The following is a 21,713-nucleotide window of genomic DNA, read 5'->3' on the forward strand; positions in this document are numbered from 1 at the left end:
CCACGGCGCCCTGACCTCGGTGGTTACAGCAACGCCCTGGGAAAAGTAGGCGGCTTGTTACCAATCGCTTGCGCCAGAGCAATCATCCCCCAGAGTACGAACGACGTGTGCAGCACGACAGCCCAGACAATGGCATAAGTCCAGAACAAACCAGTGTTGCCGTAGATGAGCCAGCAAACGCCAACCCCTGAACTGATCAACACCGCACCCAGTATCGACATATAAACCGCCGCCTTGCTATGGGCCCGCCGCAACGCGTGCGCATCAGCGGATTTCATGGCTATAGCCAGCAACACAACGAAACCGATCACCGGCAACGCCAGCAGGTTCAGCAAATACCAGATAACCGGGGCAATCGCCCCGGGAGATTCACTCTTCGGACTGCCCGAATACGGCATACACCACCTCCATCAGTGCATTAACAGTCACCGCATCATCCGATAGCGGCTCGATCATCCCGGCCCGGCAGGCCTCGATGTGGGGCATACCGGAGGCTATCAGGTATGCAGTGTGAATCAGCAAGCGGGTAGACGCTGCTTCTTCCAGATCGTGGTCTTTCAGCTTGCGCAAAGACGTTGCCAGCCCCACCAGCTGCTTCGCCAGGTCGGCATCGCAGCCGGACTCTTCCTGAACGATGGTCTGCTCCACGTCCGGCGTCGGGTAATCGAAGCTCATGGACACAAACCGCTGCCGGGTACTGGGCTTCATGCCCTTCAGCAAACTCTGGTAGCCCGGATTGTAAGACACCACCAGCATAAAGCCCGGTGCAGCCTGCAACAACTCACCGGTGCGTTCAATAGGTAGCTCCCGGCGATCATCCGCCAGAGGGTGCAACACAACGGTCGTGTCTTTGCGCGCTTCCACCACTTCATCAAGGTAGCAGATGCCACCTTCACGAACCGCCCGGGTCAGCGGACCGTCCTGCCAGTATGTGCCCTCGGGGCCGATCAAGTGCCGCCCCACCAGATCCGATGCGGTCAAATCATCATGGCAGGCCACCGTATACACGGGCCGCCCCAGTTTTTCAGCCATATAACGGACAAAGCGGGTTTTACCGCAGCCCGTGGGGCCTTTAATCAGTACCGGCAGACCGTTTTCAGCAGCGGCCGTGAACAGTTCGACTTCGTTGCCGGCGGGTTGGTAGAAGGTCATAAACAGCGTCCTTTTAAGGCTGGGAATCGGGTGTGGCAAAGCCGTGCACCCATTCCGGAAAAAGATTGAAAATCTGGCGGTCGTCACTGCGCTTCAACGTCAGCAGCGCCTCGAAACACGGCTGAATTGCCGGGCCCGGGTTCGCGTCGCGGGCATACCAGCCTGCACCGGATACCGGCTCTCCCTGCCAGGTAATGGTTAGTCCCTGGGGCCCCAGAAACGGCCCGACCAGGCCAAGTTCCGACACCGCCGCATGGGTATTGTTATGCAGCAACAAGCCCAGAGCCGAACTGAAATCACCAGCCACGTAGCGCTGGCCCTGCTCCGGAACCACGCCAGCGCCAGCCAGAGCTTGTAACGCGAGCTGTCCGGATACCGGGTCGCTTCCGGCGACTATTGATACGTCTCGCCCCTCAAGCGCCTGCAACGAGCGCACACCGGCAGTCTTGCGGGTGACCCACACCGGAACGGGGTGTTGGCCGGCGGCACTTACGGCATCAAGCAACCGCCGGTGGCCTGCACCCTCGGGCCGGTACACCAACTCACTGTCGCCGGCCTGGTTGAAGACCAGTTCAGCTTCACAGCCCCGAGCCTGCAGGTAGCGCTGGAGCCGGTAACTGGCGACGGTGGTTGAACGCGCCTCGGTCATTACCTCGAGACGAGGCACCTCGGGCACCTGGCCGGCAAACACAGAACCCGGGAGAAGTGCCAGCACCAAAGCGCCAGCAGCCGGCCTCATGTCACAGGCCCAACTGGTGCGCACGGTTGGTGAAAAAGATGCCAGACGGCTTCTGTGCCGGCAGCGTCGCCACTTTTTCCAGGGTGCGGGTGTTGTAAACCGTCACCCGGTTGCTGTCCCGGGAGGACACCCACACCTCCTCCCCTCTGGGGGTAAACTCCATATGCAGCACAGACTTGCCCGGCTCCAGAGTGCGGATAATTTCCCGGGTCCGGGAATCGATCACCTGCACCACGTCGTTCAGAGGATGGGCGAAGCTGACCCATATCTGCCGGTTGTCCGGGCTGGCCATGACAAATACCGGCTGGCCCTGCACAGGAATGCGCTGCACCATGCTCCAGTCTTCCATATCGGCCACCAGCACTTCATGCCGACCGACTGCCGGCACGAAAGCGTGGCCATCAGCGATGGCCCAGCCCTCCAGATGAGGCATCTTGTAAACCGGCAGGCGCTGCTCGCCCTTGCCGTAATCCGGCAGAATGGTCTGAGCGCCCTGGCCGGGCTCCCACAAGTCCATCATCGACAGGCCGTCCTCACCGAACAGGCCGGCAATGTAATAACGACCGTCGGGTGTGACCAGGGCATCGTAAGGTTCTTTTCCGGCATCGTAGCGGCTGACGCTCGGCGGCGTGTTATGCATATCGACGGTCCAGATCTCACCCGCCTCGAACAGACTGAACACAAACTGGTTTCCCGGGGCATCGACCAGGCCCACCGTTTTGGACTGGCCCTGTTGCTGCTGGTCATTGGTGTAGAAAGCGGGGATTTCCGCCACTGTATCCAGGGTTTCGCTGTCGAAAATATTGACCCCGCCAGGCTCATAGTTCGACACCGCAACGTAACGGCCGTCCTGGGAAATGGCACCCCCGATACTGTTACCGGACTGGATCACCCGGTCAGTCACTGCCCGGGTTAGCAGGTCGACTTTGGTCAATCCTCCATCGCGCCCGAAGACATAGCCGTAGCGGGCATCGCGGGAATAGACGACCGAAGCGTGTGACAAGTCACCCAACCCCTCAACGCGACCGAGTATTTCATGGTCTGAGTGGTCAACCACCAGCACCGACCCGGTCGCCCTTTCGATGATCAGGCCCAGATCGCCGGTCCCCCGGAGTTCCACAGAGTCCGTTGCAGACAGCGACTGGCAACCGGTTATAACGGTGGTAAAAACACTAACTACCAAAGGCGCAAAAAGGCGTTTCATCACGGGTCCTTGAAGCTTATCGGGTTCGAGATGTTTCAGAGTCCGGGGCGAGCAGTGCCCCCGATTTCAACTGACGGCTGATCCAGGCAATTTCCTGTTCATTCAGCAGCGCTTTCCAGGGGGGCATGGCGGTACCCGGAACGCCGTCCCGGATAATGGCAGCCACAGCGGCTTCCGGCAGTAACTGGATGTCTTCGGGGCGGAGCGGCGGGCCAAGACCGCCTTTCAGCTTCAACCCGTGGCAGGAACCACAATCCTGAATGACGAAGTTAGCCAATTCCTCCCTGGTTTCCGGCGCCCCGGCTTGAACGCCCGCCGATAACGACAGAAACATAGCGACCACTCCCAGGTACCTGCAACATCCCGGCATTGACCATTTCATCAGCGTTCTCCTGAAGGACCACAGCCATGCTGCGATCCCGACTGTTTCTTGGCATTGATATTGATTAATTTTGTTGCGGGTATCCAGTGATCTTTGGTTGTAACCCCTCTACCACCTGCGAGGTACTCTCTTGAAAAGTCGTATATTTGTGACATTAATCAAGGTTCATAAGTGATAACAAGAGAACCCTAGGCATACTCTTGAACCCCAAGGAGAGACCCTGATGAGAGTAACCCAGATGATGATCAAACCACTGGCCCTGGCCGTGGCCATTACGTCTCTTGGCGTGATGTCTGCCCAGGCCGCCCCGAAAAAAAACGTCGACGAAGCCACCATGGCCTACGAGGGCACCCCCAGTACCGTAGACGCCGGCTCCGCGAAAGTTGTGCGTTCCCCGGGCGCGCCGGACCTGACCGATGCCGAATTCGAAAAAGCCAAGCAGATCTATTTCGAGCGTTGCGCGGGCTGTCACGGTGTACTGCGCAAAGGCGCTACCGGCAAGCCGCTGACTCCGGATATCACCCAGGAGCGCGGTATCGACTACCTGAAGGCCTTTATCAGCTACGGCTCACCGGCGGGTATGCCGAACTGGCTGACCTCCGGTGACTTCGACGAAGAAACCGTAGAGCTGATGGCCAAGTACATCATGCACGAGCCACCCATGCCTCCCGAATTCAGCCTGGCTGATATGAAGGATACCTGGGAAGTGATCGTTCCGCCGGAAGACCGGCCGACCAAGCAAATGAACGACCTGGACCTGGAAAACATCTTCAGCGTCACCCTGCGTGATGCGGGCCAGATCGCCCTGATCGACGGTGATTCCAAGGAAGTCGTGAAGATCATCGATACCGGCTACGCGGTACACATCTCCCGGATGTCTGCCTCCGGCCGCTACGTGATGGTTATCGGTCGTGACGCCCTGATCAACATGATTGACCTGTGGATGGAAGAGCCGCAAACCGTCGCCAAGATCAAAGTCGGCATGGAAGCACGCTCTGTCGAAACCTCCAAGTACAAGGGTTGGGAAGACAAGCTCGCCATTGCCGGCACCTACTGGCCACCGCAGTTCGTGATCATGGACGGCGATACCCTGGAGCCCAAGAAGATTGTGAGCACCCGGGGCATGACCGTAGGCGACCAGGAATATCATCCTGAGCCACGGGTAGCCGCCATTGTCGCGTCCCACGCCCACCCGGAATTCATCGTCAACGTGAAAGAAACCGGCAAGATCATGCTGGTGAACTACGAAGACATGGATAACATGAACATCACCTCCATTGATGCAGCAAAATTCCTGCACGATGGCGGCTGGGATGCCAGCATGCGTTACTTCCTGACAGCGGCCAACAACTCCAACAAGATTGCGGTTGTGGATGCGCAGGATCGTAACCTGGAGGCGATTGTTGATGTGGGCAAGATTCCGCACCCGGGTCGTGGCGCCAACTTTGTTGACCCCGAGCATGGTCCTGTCTGGGCAACCTCTCACCTGGGTGATCAGACCATCCAGATGATCGGTACCGACCCCGAAAATCACCCGGATAAAGCCTGGAAGGTGGTTCGCACCGTGGACGGCCAGGGTGGTGGTTCACTGTTCGTGAAGACCCATCCGGAGTCTACCAACCTGTACGTTGACACGGCCCTCAACCCGGCGGAAGCCGTCAGCCAGAGCGTAGCGGTATTCGACATCAACAACTTTGATGCCGGCTACGAAGTGCTGCCGATTGCCGAGTGGGCAGACCTGGGTGAGGGTCCCAAGCGTGTGGTTCAACCGGAATACAACAAGGCAGGCGACGAAGTCTGGTTCTCAGTCTGGAATGCTCAGGACAAGAACTCTGCCATTGTTGTGGTCGACGATAAGACACGGGAGCTGAAGAAGGTGATCAAGGGCGACTACATGGTCACCCCGACCGGTAAGTTCAACACTTACAACACCCAGCACGACGTGTACTGATCCGGCCCCGGCCCGGAGGAGATAGCCTGATGAGACTGGACACGGTAGACAAGCAGTTGATCAACCACTACCAGCGCAATCTGCCGGTATGTGAGCGCCCTTATCAGGAAATGGCCAGCAACCTGGGCATTTCCGAGGACGAAGTGATCAACCGGCTGGCTGCACTTCAGGAGCATCAGGTACTCAGCCGGGTCGGCCCGGTATTTGAACACAGCCAGGCAGGCGCAAGCCTGCTGGCTGCCGTGGCTGCCCCTTCCGAACAAATGGACATGGTGGCAGCCCGGATTAATAAAGCGCCCGGCGTCAATCACAATTACGCGCGGGAGCACACCTACAACCTCTGGTTCGTAATGACCGCTCCGGATGAAGACACACTGGATGAGCGACTGGACGAACTGGAACATCAGTTGAAGCTACCCATGCTGAGACTCCCGATGGTCGAGGGCTATCACATCGACCTGGGCTTCGACATCGACTGGGAGGCATTGTCATGAACCTCCCCGGCAGCCCAAACCCCGAATTATTCATGAACCCACAGGCCATCAGTGCCTGGGGGTTGCTAAGGTTGCGAGAACAACTTGAGAATGGCCTGCCACTGACCCCGCGCCCTTACCAGGCTCTGGCCGAGCGCACCGGGCTCACTGAGAGACAAGTCATGGATGCCATCACCCAATGGCAGGAGCAAGGCCTGATCAAGCGCCTGGGGCTGGTGGTCAAACACCGGACCCTGGGTTACCGGGCCAACGCTATGGTGGTCTGGGATGTGCCCGATGAGCAGGTATCGCACCTGGGCAGAACCCTGGCCTCGGTGCCGTTCGTGACCCTGTGTTATCAGCGGCCCCGGCGGCGGCCAGACTGGCCTTACAATCTGTTTTGCATGATTCACGGTGTAGACCGGAACCGTGTGCTCGGGCAACTGGATTCGATGATCAAGGATCATGGTCTGCAGGACATTCCGCACGCCGTACTTTTTAGCAACAAAGCCTACCTGCAGCGCGGAGGCCGCTATGTCAGCAATTGCTGAACGCAAGGAATCCGGGGTGCCACTACCCGAGTTTACGGCGCTGGAGCGCGCCATCATCAACCGCCTTCAGTATGGTTTACCGCTGACCCGGTCTCCCTACAAGGATGTTGCCGATGAGCTGGGAGTGTCTGAAAACACCCTGTTGCAACACCTGAAAACCCTGCTCGACAACGGCACCCTGACCCGGTTCGGCCCAATGTTCCATGCCGGTGAAATGGGCGGAGGCCTGACGCTCGCCGCCATGCGGATTCCCGAGGAGGACTTTGTTCGGGTAACCGAACAGGTCAACAGCTTTCCCGAAGTGGCCCATAACTATCGCCGCGAGCACGAACTGAATATGTGGTTTGTCCTGGCGACGGAAACTCCCGGCGGCATTGCCGACACCATCAGGCGGATTGAGTCCCTCACCGGCTATCCGGTTTACAATATGCCCAAGGAGCAGGAGTTCCATGTCCACCTCCACTTTGAAGTCTGAGTCTCTGAGCGAACAGGACCGGGCACTGATCGTTGCCACCCAGTCCGGTTTACCCCTGGTACCGGACCCCTGGGCAGAACTGGGCCAACAACTGAATATGCCCGCCGGGGAAGTGCTGGCCCGGTTCCAGCAAATGCAACAAAGCGGTGTGATTCGCCGGGTCGCGGCCGTACCGGATCATTACCGTTTGGGCTATCGCTTCAATGGCATGACCGTCTGGGACGTTCGCGACGATGCCATCGCCACGCTGGGCGAGAAGGTCGGCGGCCTGCCCTTTGTCAGCCATTGCTATCAAAGGCCGCGGCATCTGCCCTACTGGAGCTACAACCTCTTTGCCATGGTTCATGGCACCAGCAAAGACGAAGTTGAACACAAAGCCGGGCAGATTCGCGATCTGCTGGGCGACGCCTGCTCCGGGCACACCATCCTGTACAGTTCCGCGATTCTGAAAAAAACCGGATTACGATTGAGAAAACAAGCAGATAAGCAGTAGCACGTACCCCCTGAAGTACTCCATTAAAGGTATGGATACAAAGCACCGGCAGGGGGATAGTTGGAAGGGTAGAGAGCCGGTAAAGGCCCACCCGGAGAGGCTGGAATGCCACTCCCGATGAGAGAGAGAATTTATGTTTCGTATGACCCGCTACATCAAGAGCCTGATGAACCCGGCACCGGTACGCCCGGCACCCAAGCCCAGCGGCCCGGTGGTGATCTGGAACCTGATCCGCCGCTGCAATCTCACCTGTAAGCACTGCTATTCCATCTCCGCCGATATCGACTTCAAGGGCGAACTGAGCACCCAGGAAGTGTACAAAGTGATGGACGATCTCAAGGCCTTCGGGGTTCCGGTACTGATTCTCTCCGGCGGCGAACCGCTGATGCGCCCTGACATCTTCGATATTTCCCACAGGGCCAAGGCCATGGGCTTCTACGTTGGCCTGTCTACCAATGGCACCCTGATCACCGAAGACAACATCGACAAGATCGCTGAAGTGGGCTACGACTACGTGGGCATCAGCATCGACGGCCTGGAAGCCACCCATGATGAATTCCGCCAGAAAAAAGGTGCTTTCAAGGAATCCATGCACGCGGTGGCCCTGTGTAAACAGGCCGGTATCAAGGTGGGCCTGCGCTTCACCCTGACCCAGGACAACTACCCGGAATTGCCCGCAATGCTGGAGATGCTGGACGAGCACCAGATCGACAAATTCTACCTCTCGCACCTGAATTACTCTGGCCGGGGCGGTCGCAACAAGAAGCGGGATGCCTGGTACGACATGACCCGTGAGGCCATGACCCTGCTGTTCAACCATTGCCACGACGAACTCCAGCGTGGCATCGAACGGGAATACGTTACCGGCAACAACGATGCCGACGGCCCCTTCCTGATCGAATGGGCCAAGGAGCATTATCCGGACCAGGTGGACGCCCTTACCCAGCGCCTGACCAACTGGGGTGGCAACTCGTCCGGCGTGAACATCTCCAACATTGATAATCTGGGCGTGGTGCATCCGGACACCTTCTGGTGGGACCACAATCTGGGCAGCGTACGGGAAACGCCGTTTTCCAAAATCTGGTCTGAAACCACCGACCCCCTGATGCAGGGTTTTCGCCAGCATCCGCGCCCGGTCAAGGGCCGCTGCGCCGACTGCAAGTATCTGAGCATCTGCAACGGCAATACCCGTGTCCGGGCCTACAACGTGTCTGGCGACTTCTGGGAAGAAGACCCCGGCTGCTACCTCACCAACGAGGAAATCGGAGTGATGGACACAACGGCCCGTCGAGTCGCCGCTCCGGTGATCGAAATTCCGGTTCACAACCTGTAAGGAACTCCGCCATGACCACAAATCCCCGTAAGAAGTGCCTGGTGGAGTTCCAGTTAGCGGAACAACCCCTTCGGGCAGGAGAAGTTGCCATTGTCGGCGCCGGCCCGGGAGATCCCGGATTGCTCACGTTGAGAGCGCTGATGCTGATTCAGCAAGCCGACGCCATTGTCTACGATCGTCTGGTGTCGCCGCAGATCATGGAACTGGTAAATCCCCGCGCCGAACGAATTCATGTAGGCAAGGCCAGCGGGTGCCATTATGTTCCCCAGGAAGACACCAACGAACTGCTGGTGCAGCTGGCAACCCGCCAGCGCCGGGTGGTGCGGCTGAAAGGCGGCGATCCCTATATTTTCGGCCGAGGAGGCGAAGAGGCCGAATTTCTGGTGGACAACGACATTGATTTCCAGGTGGTACCGGGCATTACGTCGGCCGCCGGATGCGCCTCCTATTGCGGCATTCCGCTGACCCATCGGGACTATTCACAGAGTGTGACCTTTGTGACCGGCCACCGAAAAGGCGACCAGACGCTCGAACTGAACTGGCCGGTACTGGCTGCGCCGGGGCAAACCCGCGTATTCTATATGGGCCTGCACAACGCACCCACCATTGTCCGCGAGCTAACCGCCCACGGTTTGTCTGAAAGCTGTCCGGTTGCCCTGGTTGAACGTGGTACTACGCCCCTGCAACACATGACGGTGACCACACTGAAAGACCTGGTGGATACTATCGAACGGGAAGACTTCCAGCCCCCAACGCTGATTATTGTGGGCGAGGTGGTGCAATTAGCCGAGAAGCTTGCCCAGCCCGTTCTGGCAGGCTGGAACAGCGCCCTGACAGGTCCTGCCGCGGCAACCGCCAGCCGCAGACCTGCCTGATATCGAACCCTTTCTGAGCAACCGGGAGCAGTACTGGTGAATGCCAACCAACCCCGCCGTAACCTGGCCAGAGCCCTGTCGCTGGCCATTGGACTGATAGCCACTCCCCTGCTGGCCGTCCCCGCTGCTGAAGCGGATACCGAAACCCTCTATTTACAGCAGTGCGCGGCGTGTCATGGCCCTGATCGACTGGGCGGTATGGGCCCGGCGCTGCTGCCGGAGAATCTCGGCCGGCTGAAGCAAAGCCAGGCGGAAACCGTCATTCGCGAGGGGCGCCCGGCCACCCAGATGGGGGGCTACGACAAGATTCTGAACGATCAGCAAATCAGTGCCCTTACCAAATTTATCTACCAGCCCCCCAGTCACGAGCTTAAATGGGGCAAAGCCGAAATCCGCAACAGCCGCGACGTCAGCCATGCACAGGGCTCACTGCCCGATGAGCCGGTGTTCGACGCCGACCTGATGAACCTGTTTCTGGTGGTGGAAATTGGTGATCATCACGTCACACTGCTGAACGGCGACACCATGGAACCGATTCACCGGTTCCCCAGCCGCTTTGCGCTGCACGGTGGCCCCAAATACAGCCCGGATGGCCGCTACGTGTATTTCGGCTCCCGGGACGGGTGGATCACCAAGTACGACATCTACAACCTGAAAGTGGTAGCGGAAGTGCGGGCCGGCATCAATATGCGCAACATTGCGGTATCTGCCGACGGCCAATACGTGATGGCCGCCAACTACCTGCCCCACACGCTGGTGTTGTTCGATGCCGCCAACCTGGAGCTGCTCGACTTCATTCCGGTGCAGAACGACCAGGGTGAAAGCTCACGGGTGAGTGCGGTGTATGCAGCCCCACCGAGAGGCAGCTTTATCGCGGCGCTGAAGGACATTCCCGAAGCCTGGGAAATCACCGTAGAAAATCGTGAAGCGAACATCCGCCGCATGACCTCCGACACCCTGCTGGATGACTTTTTTTTCGACCCCGAGTACCAGCATCTGATTGGTGCCGCACGGGACGGCAAGCACGGCGTCGTTATCAATCTTGATACCGGAAAAACCGTTGCCGAACTGCCACTGCCTGGAATGCCCCACCTGGGCTCCGGCATTACCTGGGAATACCAGGGCCGCCGGGTGATGGCGACCCCGCACTTCCGCGCCGGTGCCATTTCCATTATCGACATGGACACCTGGCAAGTGATCAAGACCCTGGAAACCGAAGGCCCCGGTTTCTTTATGCGCAGCCACGAAAACTCCCGCTACGCCTGGGCAGACGTGTTCTTTGGCCCCAATGCCGACAAGGTTCACATCATCGACAAGCAGACCCTGGAAATCGTCAAGACGCTGCAGCCGGAACCCGGCAAAGTGGCGGCTCATGTCGAATTCGATCGCCATGGCGAGAAGCTGCTGCTAAGCATCTGGGACGACAATGGTGCCGTGATCGTCTACGACGCCGACACGCTCGAGGAAGAAAAGCGCATTCCGATGAAAAAACCGTCCGGTAAGTACAATGTCTGGAATAAAATCAATTATGAAGAGGGCACCAGCCATTGACGCTTATCGATTCACCCAAATATCCTTAATGATTTAAGTCATTTTGAATGTGGCCTTGATGGTAGGATACTTGACCTACGCAAATGCAGTCGGGGTCAAGATATGATCAGCAGTTTCAGGCCACCAGTGGCCTCAGCGCCGTGCCTTTTGGGTGACGACAACGACGAGTTGATTCAATATAAATCAGCACCAGCGGAAGTCGCACTGCTGAATGGCCTGAGCCATGCGTTCGGAATCTGCCTCAACGAACAGCGAGACAACCCCGAGGCCAGATTTCTCAGCCATCTGGCCAGCTTGTTCCAGCAACAGCGCGTAGACCCGGAAACCCCGCTGGAAAAGCACGATCGGCCATGGCGCCATGTTTATCTGGTTCAGTACGGGGTTCTTCGTCTGTTCCGGGAGTCTTCTGCGGGCAAGGTTGCAATTCATCACTTCTTTACCGAAGGCGATCTGATCTGGCCCGTCTTTGGTCGCAGTCGCACCGTTCGCAACACCCTTTGCCTGACCAGCGTCTTACCCGCCACGGTCTGGGTCGCCGACTTTGCGGCATTCCGCTCAGTCATCCAGAGTTATGGCGATGGCCAATGGCACAAGTTTGCTCTGGTGCTCACGGAAGAAATTGCCGAGCTCACCAGTATGCGCGAGTTTCGCAAACAGACCATGTCTGCCAGAGAACGTTACCAGCTGCTTCTGGATGAATATCCGGAGTTGGTCAAGCGGGTACCGGATAATCAGCTGGCCTCCTGGCTGGGCGTGGTGCCGGCCACGTTTTCCCGCCTGAAAACAGCCTTCACCAACCAGAGCAAAACCCCATAAAAAAAGCGGCGGAACTTTGTCCGCCGCCAATACCCGAGTTAACTTACTGCGGCGCTCACCGGTGCAGTTTTACCGTCAGTTCAGCCACGTGCTTGCCCTGGAAACGGGCGATAGCCAGTTCTTTCTCACTAGGCTGCCGGCTACCATCGCCACCGGCAATGGTGGAAGCACCGTATGGCGTGCCGCCGTTCACCTCTGAAATATCGAAAAATTCCGGAATCCCATACCCCAGGGGCACCAGCACCATCCCGTGATGGGCCAGCGTGGTCCAGAACGAGGTAATGGTTTGTTCCTGGCCGCCCCCCGTACCCGTGGAGGTAAAGACGCTACCGACTTTACCGTGCAGTTTACCCTCGGCCCACAGCCCGCCGGTCTGGTCGAGGAAGGTGCGCATCTGGCCTGCCATATTACCGAAGCGTGTCGGTGTGCCGAAAATAACGGCGTCGTAGTCGGCCAGTTCTTTCGGGTCCGCCACCGGCGCACCCTGGTCAGCCTTGCCACCGGCACTCAGGAACGCTTCGTCGGCCATGGTTTCCGGAACACGCTTGACCACAACGTCCGCCCCTTCAACACTGCGCGCACCCTCAGCCACGGTATTGGCCATGGTCTCGATGTGCCCGTACATGGAGTAGTAAAGAACAAGAACTTTTGCCATTGCAACAATCTCCTGTGTTTGCATTTGCTGATTCAAAGGCTAACGGCTTCGGATAAAAGACAAAAACGGAAGATTTCCTTCGGGTCTTTCAGTTTTTCTGAACAAGATCACACAATGTTCAAGCAGCAAAATTTGCGTACACGTGTACGCTGAAATACCCTATACTTCCATTGAAATTGCCATTTCCCGATAAGGTACGAACCAACACCATGACTCACAGCCAGGCAACGTCCGTTCATTACAGCATAGAAGAGTGGATCAACAGCGCCACCCATGGCATCGGGGCACTGCTCAGTGTGTTGGGAACCATCGCCCTGATCGCAGGTGCCAGCCAATCAGGCGATATCTGGAAGATTGTCAGCTTCAGCGTATTCGGTGGGTCACTGATTCTGCTGTATATGGCGTCTGCGCTTTATCACGGAGCCCGCCACCCCCGATTGAAAACCGCGTTCAAGACCCTGGACCACTGCGCCATATTCCTGTTGATCGCCGGCACCTACACGCCGTTTCTGCTGGTCAATATGCGCGGCACCACGGGCTGGACTCTGTTTGCCATCATCTGGTCTCTGGCGCTGACGGGCGTGGTGCTGAAAGTCATTTTCAAAAACCGCTTCAAGCTGGCACGGGTCGGCATCTACGTTGCCATGGGCTGGCTGATCACCTTCGCCTCCTCCGACCTGGTAGCCAGCCTCAGTGAAACCGCCCTGCAACTGACCATTGCTGGCGGCATTGTCTACACCGCCGGTGTTGCGTTTTACCTGGCCGATCGCATTCCTTATATGCACGCGGTGTGGCACCTGTTTGTTATCGGTGGCAGTGCCTGCCACTTCAGCGCGATCTATTTTGGTGTATTACCCCACAGCGTCTAAAACGCCCACACCATCGCCATCAAAACTCCCCAGGCCAGCAGCGAGGCGGCCATCACCGTGTAGGTGGCCGACATGGCCAGCACATCGTTCTGTGAGCGCTGGCACAAGGCACGAACGCCCTGGTAGATCAGCGCGCAAGACAGGAACATCCCTGCCATTACCGCCAATACACTGGCGGCCAGAACCGGAACCAGTAATGCAAGTGATGATAACCAGAGCGGCAGCGGTGCAATGGCCGCGAGCAAATAGGCGCTCTGATAACTCACCTGCTGGTTATGGCCATCGAGCACCGCTTTGATCAACCATCCCATCACGAAAAAGGTCAAAAGCTCGGCCAGAAACAGAATCGTGGTGATAAAGCGCCATTCTTTGTCAGCAAACCCACTGATAAAACTGTCACCGTAATGGGTTCCGGCGTAGTACAACAGCACCGGCGGCAGAAATGACATGGGCACCACAATAACCCAGGCCAGAAACGGAATGGACAGGTTCATCCCTTTGAGTTCACGCCAAACGCCATTGGCCGAAAACGGCAGGCTAAGAAGCTGTGTCATTGTCATGGTCTCCCCCTGTATCATGCTTTCTTAATCTCACTTTTAGTGGAGCCACAGAAGAGGTTCAAGGACAGCAGATGATCTTGAACAAGTCTCACCCGCCAGGAAGCACAGAATGACCACCAGGCGTCACAAACCCATCCACAGTTTCTGGCTGTTTTTCCCCGCAGCATCATTCTGGGCAGCCCTGGTCGTTCCCCTATCCATTCTGGCGGTGCTTTCCGGAGCCGGCTGGCCACCCGGGCTGATCGGCGCCGGGCATGGTCATGAGCTGATTTTTGGTTTTGCACTGGCGCTGGTGGCCGGGTATACCCTGGGCCCGCAACCCTGGCGTATACTCGCTCCCCTGCTCATACTCTGGGCCGGGGCCAGGTTCAGCTGGTTGCTGGCGCCAGACACGCTGGTCGCGCAGTTACTCAGCCCGGCTTTCGCCTTGTTGCTGGCCTGGCATGTGGTTCCGCGATTTCAGGCTGCTAAAAAATGGCGCAATAAAATAGCCGGCCCACTCATTCTCGTACTCTGCCTCATGGCCCTGATCTATTCCCTGACAACGGCCGGCCTGCCACTGCCCGCCCCCCGTCGCCTGCTGCAAACCACCATCCTGGGCCTGCTCTTGTTGATGACTTTCATGGGCGGACGGATTATTGCACCGGCAGTGGCGGGCACTCTGGAAAAACGGGGCATTCCACTCAGCGCCAGGGTGCAACCGCGCATTGAAGGGACCCTGTTGTTACTGCTGTCTATAGCAGTAGTCTTAATGCTGTTCCGCGCGACCGAACCATTGGCCGGCCTGTTACTTACCGCGGCCAGCGTGCTGGTGGGGATTCGGGTTGTCCGCTGGAAACTGTGGCATTGCGCGAACCGGCCCGACCTGCTGGTACTGGCCCTGGGCTATTTATGGCTGGCCGGCGGTTCGGCGCTTACCGGTGTGCACCTACTGACAGGCCAGCCGATATTGCCCGCATTACATCTCATTGTTGTTGGTGCGCTCGGTACGCTTTCCTGCAGCGTGATGCTGCGCCTGGCCTGGCAAAGAGCCCGCCGGACCTTCCCCCCGGCATGGCAGGTCGTCGTCATCGCTATTCTGATCGCCGGTGCCAGCATCAGCCGTTATCTGGCCGGGAATATGCCTTTCACGCAGCCGGCTCTGTTGTGGTTTTCGGCAAGCTGCTGGGCGCTGACCTTTGCGTGTGTCACCGGCCAGTTGCTGGCCCTTTACCCGCGCTCCACAAAGCCTCTGACTTCCCGTGCCCACGCCCGGAAATGATTGGCTACCTCCACTGCGCCAACTGAAAATCTCGTTACTCCTTACGGCATACCACCACCGCAACCAACTGTTTTTAATGGCTTTTATATAAGCGATCCGGCAGCGAAAAACGACCCGGCTGGCGAGAACAGCTGGCAGCAAAGCTTCCTTGATATTTATCAGCATTAAACCGCCACTCTCGTTTGCAAAATGTCGCCAACGCCCTGCAAGCCACTGAACCCGGTGGCATAGGACTGAGCGCATACGAGGAGCTTGACCATGGCAAAAACCAACGCCGACATTGAACACTGGGATGTCGAGAACGAAGAGTTCTGGGAACGGGAGGGCAAGAAAGCCGCCTCCCGCAACCTATGGATCTCCATCCCCAGCCTGTTGATGGGCTTCGCCATCTGGCTGATGTGGGGAATGATCACTACACAGATGAAAAATCTGGGCTTTCCTTTCACTGTTGAACAGTTATTCACGCTGACGGCGATTGCCGGCTTGTCGGGCGCAACCCTGCGTATTCCGGCCTCGTTCATGATCAAAATTGCCGGTGGCCGTAATACCGTTTTTCTGACCACCGCATTGCTGATGATCCCGGCGTTCGGTACCGGCGTAGCGCTCATGAACCCGGATACCCCGTTCATCGTGTTCCAAGCACTGGCTCTGCTGTCCGGTATTGGTGGGGGCAACTTCGCCTGCTCCATGAGCAACATCAGTGCGTTCTATCCGAAGAGCAAACAGGGTTACGGGCTGGGCATGAACGCCGGGCTGGGCAACTTCGGCGTGACCACCATGCAGATACTGATTCCGCTGGTGATGACCGTTGGTGTATTTGGCGCACTGGCCGGCGACCCCATGCAGCTGCAAAGCCCGAGCGGTACCCTGATCGGTCGCATTGAGGCAGGTACCGACACCTGGATCCAGAACGCTGGTTTCATCTGGCTGGTTTTTCTGATTCCGCTGGCCTTTGCCGGCTGGTTCGGTATGAATAATCTGAAAGTGGTTACCCCGAACCCGGGCAGCCCGCTATCCGCCTTCGGCAAGATACTGGGCCTTTACGCTGTGGGGGTGCTTACGTCCATTGCCGGTGTCTGGGCGCTGTCGGTGATGAATATGTGGCTGGCCCTGCCGATCACCATCGTGCTGACGGTCGTACTGCTTCGGCTCATCCCCGGCGATATCAAGCCCAACATCAGGAACCAGTTTGCCATCTTCAGCAACAAGCACACCTGGTCCATGACCGTGCTTTACATACTGACGTTCGGCTCTTTCATCGGGTTTTCCGCCGCCCTGCCCCTGTCCATCAGCGTTATCTTCGGCAACATGATGGAAGTGGGCGCCGATGGCACCATGACTCGTGTGGTCAACCCCGATGCTCCCAGCGCTCTCACCTGGGCCTGGATGGGCCCCTTCGTCGGCGCCCTGATTCGCCCGGTAGGGGGCTGGATTTCCGACAAAATGGGCGGCTCCATCGTTACCCAGATCATCTCGGTAGTGATGGTCGTCGCCTCTGTGGCCACCGGCTACGTGATGATGCTGGCCTACAACTCTACCGACCCGAACAGCTACTTCGCCCTGTTCCTGATCCTGTTCATTGTGATGTTTGCCGCCAGCGGCATTGGCAACGGCTCCACCTTCCGCAGCATTGGTTTCATCTTTAACCAGCAGCAGAAAGGCCCGGTGCTTGGCTGGACCTCTGCCATTGCTGCATATGGTGCGTTCATCGCCCCCCGTGTGATGGGGCAGGAAATCCAGGCTGGCACACCGGAAGTTGCCATGTACGGGTTTGCGGTGTTCTATGCAGTATGCCTGGTGGTTAACTGGTGGTTTTACCTGCGCAAGAACGCCTACATCAAGAATCCGTAACGGCAAGAATCCAAGCGTTAGACCTCTGCTCGCCGGCCCAGCAAGGGCCGGCTTTTTTATGTCGGCAGGGAAACGCCTGGTATCAGTACTCTTCTGCCGCTCCTGGCTCACAGCCCAAAGCTTCAAGTATCTGCGGCATGGGCGCTCTCTCCCCGGCACTTGCCGTCAGCGCCAGATCCCTGGCGCTCTTGCCCGCTTTATTAACCAGCTCCGGATCTGCCCCGGCAGAGAGCAGCAAGCTAACCAGTTCCGGGTTCCGGTTGCGCACCGCCATCATTAACGCAGTCTGCCCGTTCTCGTATTCCTGGATGTCGGGATTGGCACCTCTGGCCAGCAGCAGGCGCACGGCGTCGGGCCGATTGGCAATCACTGCGCCCATCAGAGCGGTGTAGCCGGTTTTGTCGGTGTGGTTAATCTCAGCGCCATGATCGAGCAGGAAGGCAAGCGTCTCGGCGTGGCCTCGTGAGGCGGCTCTCATCATGGCTGTCCAGTTGCAGTCATCACCGGCATCAACATGGGCACCCTGCTCAACCAGCTCTGCAACGCGCTCAGTCTCACCCTGCTCTGCGGCAACAATGAGCGGCGTTCTACCCCGGCTGTCGCGGGCTTCCAGGTTTTCACCTTCGCCCAAAAACATCCAGAGCCCCAGTAACAGGGCCAGCGCCAGCACCGCCCCCAGCATCCCGGACCAGCGTTCCCAGAACTCCATGACCTATCTCCTGTTGCCCCGTGTCGCTGCAGAGCATATAAAAAACCCGCCGGGATTGCTCCGCGGCGGGTTGTCGCATCCTCCATTGTAGAGGAAAGGTTTCAGGGTGCAGTCTGGCCAGCCAGCCGCTGGCGCTCCTCTTCTTCAATCTGGCGATCTACAGAAGACACATGGTATTCCTCGGAGAAACCGCTTTCGGGTTCCTTCAGCCACATGATGCACAGCACCCAGCTGACAAAAGCACCTGCCGCGATAATGAAGAAGAACTGGGTCGGGGTGACGAAGGTGAAGATGGTGAGATAGACCACCGCACCCACATTGCCGTAGGCCCCGGCCATGCCGGAAATCTGGCCGGTCAACCGGCGCTTGATAGATGGAATGATACCGAAGGTGGCGCCCTCTGCTCCCTGCACAAAGAATGAGGTGAACACCGTGATTGCCACCGCCACAATCAGCGGCCAGTTGGAATCCAGCAAGCCCATCAGGGCAAAGCCCACGGAAATTCCGAACATATAGCTGAGCATCACGAACCGGCGATTACCCATGCGGTCGGATACCAGGCCACCCATGGGGCGCGCCATCAGGTTTACAAAGGCGAAGGAAGCCGCAATCAGGCCCGCCGCCGTGGCACTCAGGCTCCAGGTTTCCTCAAAGAACATCGGCAGCATGGAGACAACCGCCAGCTCGGCGCCAAAGTTAGCAAAGTAAGTGCTGTTGAGGGCTGCGACGCTGTTGAACGGGTACTTGTCGTCCTCTGGCACCCCCTTTTTCAAAATGGGTACATTCACCCGGAGAATCTGGACAATCTGGTAGCAAACAATGGCAAAGATCACCGCATAACAAATAGCCGCGCCGGTTGCCGTCAGGTAGCCCATGTTCTGGATTCGCCAGACCAGAATGGACAACACACCCACCAGCGGTATCGTCCAGAGGATCAGTTTGACCATGTCACCCCAGGTACTGACCTCCAGAGCAACCGCTTTACGAGGCTTGCGATGAACTGTACCAACAGGGCCATCGGTAATGGCGAACCAGTAATAGATGCCGTACGCGGCCATCACGATGGCACTCTGGGCAATAGCCCAGCGCCAGCCATCTTCACCGCCGTACATGGTAATAGCGATGGTCGGCAGCGACATGGCGGCTGCGGCAGAACCGAAATTGCCCCAACCGGCATAGAAGCCTTCTGCGAACCCAATGTCCTTGGGCTTAAACCACATGGCCGTCATGTGGATACCCACCACAAAGCTGGCGCCAATGGAGCTGAGCACCAGGCGGCTGACCAGCAGTTGGGCCATGGTGTCACCGAACGCAAACACCAGCGCCGGGATCGACATCAGTACCATCAACACAGAGAACACCCGGCGCGGACCGAACCGGTCCAGCGCCATGCCCACAATGATCCGGGCAGGTATCGTGAGCGCCACGTTGCAGATGGCGAACAGGCGCAGGTCGTCTTTGGTGAGCCAGTCCACGCTCTTGAGCATACTCGACGCCAACGGCGCCATGTTGAACCAAACGTAAAAGGTAATAAAGAAAGCAATCCAGGTCAGGTGCAAGGCCCTGATTTCAGGATTGCGGACGCGGAATACGTCAGCGACTTTCATGTCAGCCTCCCGGGGCTATCACAATGTAAACAGGCAATCCCGGCCATCAGCGGCTGGGCAGAATAAGAAGCGGGCACTGGATTCGGCGCGCCAGGAACGAGCTGACGCTTCCGAAGGTCATGTAATCCAGTTCGTCGACAAAATAGGTCAGGGAGCGGGCAATAAAGCCACCATCGGGCTCGTGACTGTGCCGCGCAATGACCAGCATATCGGGCCGGACTTTCTTCTCAGCGGCAAACAACAGGCTTTTGCGCGCGTCGCCTTCAAGCATCAGGCTCTCGGCACGCACTTGCTCGCTTTCGCAGACGTCCAGCGCCTCTTTCAGATGCTGCTTCAGCTCGCTCACCTCCTCCTGAAAGAGGTCTTCGTTACCGGACGTAATGTCTCGAGGGTTTTCTGCTACCGCAACAAGGATGATTTTTGGCTCCAGCCGTCGAAACATTGTGATGGTTTGCGCCAGCGCCAACCTCGCGTTTCGGGAACCGTCGTAGGCAATCATGATGTTCATGGGGTTCTCCAGGAATGGCAGACCTCGCAAAGGAGGTCGTAATGTTGCTATTGGCAAGCATTACCCCATAGCCCTCAGCCGCCATAATTGATTTTCATCAAGCATGATTCCATGTACCCCACCAGAGAAAGCCAGCGAATATCCCCACTCTCACGTTAGCGACCATTAATCTACCTCCTGCCCACCTATGTAGAGGTACCTCCAATGCACACGCCTGAAAAACCGTATTTTTGATATGGTTTAACGGTAGCTTTCACTGCCAGGAGAGATCATGACAAGCGCCTCCGCCAGGACTGAGCAATACCGGGCCCTGGGTCTTTCCACCTTTGCTTTCACCCTGTGCTTTGCCGTCTGGACCATCTTCTCCATCATCGGCATTCGCATCAGTGAAGAGCTGGCGCTGTCCGACACGCAGTTGGGGCTTCTGATGGCCACCCCCATTCTTACCGGCTCCATAAGCCGCTTGTTCCTGGGGATCTGGACTGACCGATATGGCGGGCGCTGGGTGTTCGGCATCCTGATGCTGACCACGGCGGGCTGCGTATACCTGCTCACCTACGCCACTACCTACGCCATGATGCTGGTGGGGGCCCTCGGGGTGGGGTTGGCCGGCGGCGCCTTCATTGTCGGGGTGGCCTATACCGCGGCCTGGTTTGAGCCGGCAAAACAGGGCACGGCACTGGGTATTTTCGGGGCCGGCAACGTTGGCTCTGCGGTCACCAATTTCGGCGCTCCGTTTCTGCTGATAGCCTTTGGCTGGGAAAAAACCGCGCAAATCTACGCCATGGTGCTGGCGATCACGGGCGTTGCCTTCCTGTTGCTGGCAAAAACCGATCCCCTGGCCGAACAACGCCGGAACACCGCGCAAAAATCCTTTACTGAACAGATGGCACCGCTCCGGGAACTGAGGGTCTGGCGCTTTGCCATTTACTACTTTTTCGTGTTCGGCGCCTTTGTGGCTCTTGCGCTGTGGCTACCCCACTACCTGATCGGGGTTTATAGCCTGGACATCAAAACCGCCGGCATGATCGCCGCACTCTATACCATCCCCGCATCCCTGTTCCGAATCCTGGGTGGCTGGCTGTCCGATCGTTACGGCGCCCGGAGAGTGATGTACTGGACGTTTATCGCCTCATTAATCTGCACCTTTCTGCTCAGTTATCCGCCGACCCAGTATGTGGTTCACGGCATTGAAGCCGATATCCGCTTCACCCTGGCCATGGGCCTGCCAATGTTTGTGGTGCTCACCTTCATTCTCGGTTTTTTCATGTCGCTGGGTAAGGCTGCCGTTTATAAACACATTCCGGTGTATTATCCGATGCATGTCGGCGCCGTGGGCGGTGTGGTCGGCATGATTGGCGGCATCGGAGGTTTCATCCTGCCACTCACCTTCGGTGTGCTGAACGACCTTACCGGCATCTGGCAAAGCTGCTTCATGCTGATGTTTGCCATTGTCGCAGTGGCCCTGGCCTGGATGCACTATGCCATCCGTAAGGCGGAGCGCGTGGAGTGGGCAGCGCAGGCCGAGCAAACCGACCTGCCGGAACTGGCAACTCCGCAGATGTTCTATCCATTAAGCCATCAGCCAGCGGCGAAAGCACCCGTACCCGACACCCCTCCGCGCAGATAAACACGTCAAACCCGGGTTCGTGCTTTATGCCCCGGCTCCGGGGCTTTAGAATTGCCGCGTTTCTACTC

The 21,713-nt window shown here is 57.8% G+C and carries 24 protein-coding genes; 14 read left to right on the forward strand and 10 right to left on the reverse strand.

The window, feature by feature from the left end:
* Window positions 1–23: 23 nt before the first annotated feature.
* The 5 genes from ACP2AU_RS09550 to ACP2AU_RS09570 are packed head-to-tail and all read right to left on the reverse strand — an operon-like array spanning window position 24 to window position 3,429.
* The gene (locus ACP2AU_RS09550; protein ID WP_426375896.1) at window positions 24–398 is read right to left on the reverse strand and encodes a hypothetical protein; all 375 of its coding nucleotides are present in this window, start codon (window positions 396–398) and stop codon (window positions 24–26) included.
* Window positions 370–1,152, reverse strand: coding sequence for a CbbQ/NirQ/NorQ/GpvN family protein (locus ACP2AU_RS09555; RefSeq protein WP_426375897.1), 783 nt, complete (start codon window positions 1,150–1,152; stop codon window positions 370–372). The genes ACP2AU_RS09550 and ACP2AU_RS09555 overlap by 29 nt, the downstream gene beginning before the upstream one ends.
* A 13-nt stretch (window positions 1,153–1,165) precedes the next feature.
* Complete coding sequence (locus ACP2AU_RS09560) at window positions 1,166–1,891, reverse strand: PhnD/SsuA/transferrin family substrate-binding protein (RefSeq protein WP_426375898.1); 726 nt, start codon at window positions 1,889–1,891, stop codon at window positions 1,166–1,168.
* Between the two features lies 1 nt (window position 1,892).
* Window positions 1,893–3,095, reverse strand: a complete 1,203-nt coding sequence (locus ACP2AU_RS09565) for a cytochrome D1 domain-containing protein (RefSeq protein WP_426375899.1) — start codon at window positions 3,093–3,095, stop codon at window positions 1,893–1,895.
* A 16-nt stretch (window positions 3,096–3,111) separates the two neighbouring features.
* The gene (locus ACP2AU_RS09570) at window positions 3,112–3,429 is read right to left on the reverse strand and encodes a c-type cytochrome (protein ID WP_426375900.1); all 318 of its coding nucleotides are present in this window, start codon (window positions 3,427–3,429) and stop codon (window positions 3,112–3,114) included.
* A 271-nt stretch (window positions 3,430–3,700) separates the two neighbouring features.
* Between ACP2AU_RS09570 and ACP2AU_RS09575 the strand changes: the two genes are divergently transcribed.
* The 9 genes from ACP2AU_RS09575 (at window position 3,701) to ACP2AU_RS09615 (ending at window position 11,995) form a co-directional block, all read left to right on the forward strand.
* Window positions 3,701–5,428 carry a cytochrome D1 domain-containing protein gene (locus ACP2AU_RS09575; RefSeq protein ID WP_426375901.1) on the forward strand — a complete coding sequence of 576 codons (1,728 nt, stop codon included), beginning with the start codon at window positions 3,701–3,703 and terminating at the stop codon, window positions 5,426–5,428.
* A 29-nt stretch (window positions 5,429–5,457) separates the two neighbouring features.
* Window positions 5,458–5,922 (forward strand): AsnC family transcriptional regulator, encoded by a 465-nt coding sequence (locus tag ACP2AU_RS09580; RefSeq protein ID WP_426375902.1) that lies wholly within the window; start codon window positions 5,458–5,460, stop codon window positions 5,920–5,922.
* Window positions 5,919–6,452: an AsnC family protein gene (locus ACP2AU_RS09585; RefSeq protein ID WP_426375903.1), complete on the forward strand. Its 534-nt coding sequence runs from the start codon at window positions 5,919–5,921 to the stop codon at window positions 6,450–6,452. The genes ACP2AU_RS09580 and ACP2AU_RS09585 overlap by 4 nt, the downstream gene beginning before the upstream one ends.
* Entirely contained in the window at window positions 6,436–6,927 is a 492-nt protein-coding gene (locus tag ACP2AU_RS09590) for an Lrp/AsnC family transcriptional regulator (RefSeq protein WP_426375904.1), read from the forward strand. The genes ACP2AU_RS09585 and ACP2AU_RS09590 overlap by 17 nt, the downstream gene beginning before the upstream one ends.
* The gene (locus tag ACP2AU_RS09595) at window positions 6,902–7,420 is read left to right on the forward strand and encodes an Lrp/AsnC family transcriptional regulator (RefSeq protein ID WP_426375905.1); all 519 of its coding nucleotides are present in this window, start codon (window positions 6,902–6,904) and stop codon (window positions 7,418–7,420) included. Before ACP2AU_RS09590 ends, ACP2AU_RS09595 begins: the two co-directional genes overlap by 26 nt.
* Before the next feature lie 133 nt (window positions 7,421–7,553).
* Window positions 7,554–8,753 carry a heme d1 biosynthesis radical SAM protein NirJ gene (gene nirJ, locus ACP2AU_RS09600; protein ID WP_426375906.1) on the forward strand — a complete coding sequence of 400 codons (1,200 nt, stop codon included), beginning with the start codon at window positions 7,554–7,556 and terminating at the stop codon, window positions 8,751–8,753.
* An 11-nt stretch (window positions 8,754–8,764) separates the two neighbouring features.
* Window positions 8,765–9,628 (forward strand): uroporphyrinogen-III C-methyltransferase, encoded by an 864-nt coding sequence (gene cobA, locus ACP2AU_RS09605; RefSeq protein WP_426375907.1) that lies wholly within the window; start codon window positions 8,765–8,767, stop codon window positions 9,626–9,628.
* Between the two features lie 36 nt (window positions 9,629–9,664).
* Window positions 9,665–11,179: a cytochrome D1 domain-containing protein gene (locus tag ACP2AU_RS09610; protein WP_426375908.1), complete on the forward strand. Its 1,515-nt coding sequence runs from the start codon at window positions 9,665–9,667 to the stop codon at window positions 11,177–11,179.
* A 102-nt stretch (window positions 11,180–11,281) separates the two neighbouring features.
* Window positions 11,282–11,995 carry a Crp/Fnr family transcriptional regulator gene (locus tag ACP2AU_RS09615; RefSeq protein WP_426375909.1) on the forward strand — a complete coding sequence of 238 codons (714 nt, stop codon included), beginning with the start codon at window positions 11,282–11,284 and terminating at the stop codon, window positions 11,993–11,995.
* 55 nt (window positions 11,996–12,050) lie between these two features.
* On the opposite strand, the gene wrbA is transcribed toward ACP2AU_RS09615, so the two are convergent.
* Window positions 12,051–12,650 carry an NAD(P)H:quinone oxidoreductase gene (gene wrbA / locus ACP2AU_RS09620; protein WP_426375910.1) on the reverse strand — a complete coding sequence of 200 codons (600 nt, stop codon included), beginning with the start codon at window positions 12,648–12,650 and terminating at the stop codon, window positions 12,051–12,053.
* Between the two features lie 209 nt (window positions 12,651–12,859).
* Here wrbA and trhA point away from each other — a divergent pair, with 209 nt between their 5' ends.
* On the forward strand, window positions 12,860–13,519 hold the full coding sequence (gene trhA, locus ACP2AU_RS09625) for a PAQR family membrane homeostasis protein TrhA (RefSeq protein ID WP_426375911.1): 660 nt from the start codon (window positions 12,860–12,862) through the stop codon (window positions 13,517–13,519).
* Here the strand turns inward: trhA and ACP2AU_RS09630 are convergent.
* Window positions 13,516–14,073, reverse strand: coding sequence for a YIP1 family protein (locus tag ACP2AU_RS09630; RefSeq protein ID WP_426375912.1), 558 nt, complete (start codon window positions 14,071–14,073; stop codon window positions 13,516–13,518). The genes trhA and ACP2AU_RS09630 overlap by 4 nt on opposite strands.
* A 115-nt stretch (window positions 14,074–14,188) precedes the next feature.
* Between ACP2AU_RS09630 and ACP2AU_RS09635 the strand changes: the two genes are divergently transcribed.
* The 3 genes from ACP2AU_RS09635 (at window position 14,189) to ACP2AU_RS09645 (ending at window position 17,191) form a co-directional block, all read left to right on the forward strand.
* Complete coding sequence (locus ACP2AU_RS09635) at window positions 14,189–15,340, forward strand: NnrS family protein (protein ID WP_426375913.1); 1,152 nt, start codon at window positions 14,189–14,191, stop codon at window positions 15,338–15,340.
* Window positions 15,341–15,508 (forward strand): hypothetical protein, encoded by a 168-nt coding sequence (locus ACP2AU_RS09640; RefSeq protein ID WP_426375914.1) that lies wholly within the window; start codon window positions 15,341–15,343, stop codon window positions 15,506–15,508. It begins immediately after the preceding gene.
* A gap of 90 nt (window positions 15,509–15,598) precedes the next feature.
* Window positions 15,599–17,191 (forward strand): antiporter, encoded by a 1,593-nt coding sequence (locus ACP2AU_RS09645; protein ID WP_426375915.1) that lies wholly within the window; start codon window positions 15,599–15,601, stop codon window positions 17,189–17,191.
* Between the two features lie 82 nt (window positions 17,192–17,273).
* On the opposite strand, the gene ACP2AU_RS09650 is transcribed toward ACP2AU_RS09645, so the two are convergent.
* The 3 genes from ACP2AU_RS09650 to ACP2AU_RS09660 form a co-directional block, all read right to left on the reverse strand.
* On the reverse strand, window positions 17,274–17,900 hold the full coding sequence (locus ACP2AU_RS09650; protein ID WP_426375916.1) for an ankyrin repeat domain-containing protein: 627 nt from the start codon (window positions 17,898–17,900) through the stop codon (window positions 17,274–17,276).
* 101 nt (window positions 17,901–18,001) lie between these two features.
* Entirely contained in the window at window positions 18,002–19,507 is a 1,506-nt protein-coding gene (locus ACP2AU_RS09655; RefSeq protein WP_426375917.1) for an MFS transporter, read from the reverse strand.
* 46 nt (window positions 19,508–19,553) lie between these two features.
* The gene (locus ACP2AU_RS09660) at window positions 19,554–20,015 is read right to left on the reverse strand and encodes a universal stress protein (RefSeq protein ID WP_426375918.1); all 462 of its coding nucleotides are present in this window, start codon (window positions 20,013–20,015) and stop codon (window positions 19,554–19,556) included.
* 271 nt (window positions 20,016–20,286) lie between these two features.
* On the opposite strand from ACP2AU_RS09660, the gene ACP2AU_RS09665 reads away from it, so the two are divergent.
* The gene (locus tag ACP2AU_RS09665) at window positions 20,287–21,645 is read left to right on the forward strand and encodes an MFS transporter (RefSeq protein WP_426375919.1); all 1,359 of its coding nucleotides are present in this window, start codon (window positions 20,287–20,289) and stop codon (window positions 21,643–21,645) included.
* Window positions 21,646–21,713 lie beyond the last annotated feature (68 nt).

Source organism: Marinobacter sp. VGCF2001, from assembly GCF_049943275.1.
In the GTDB taxonomy this organism is placed as follows: domain Bacteria; phylum Pseudomonadota; class Gammaproteobacteria; order Pseudomonadales; family Oleiphilaceae; genus Marinobacter.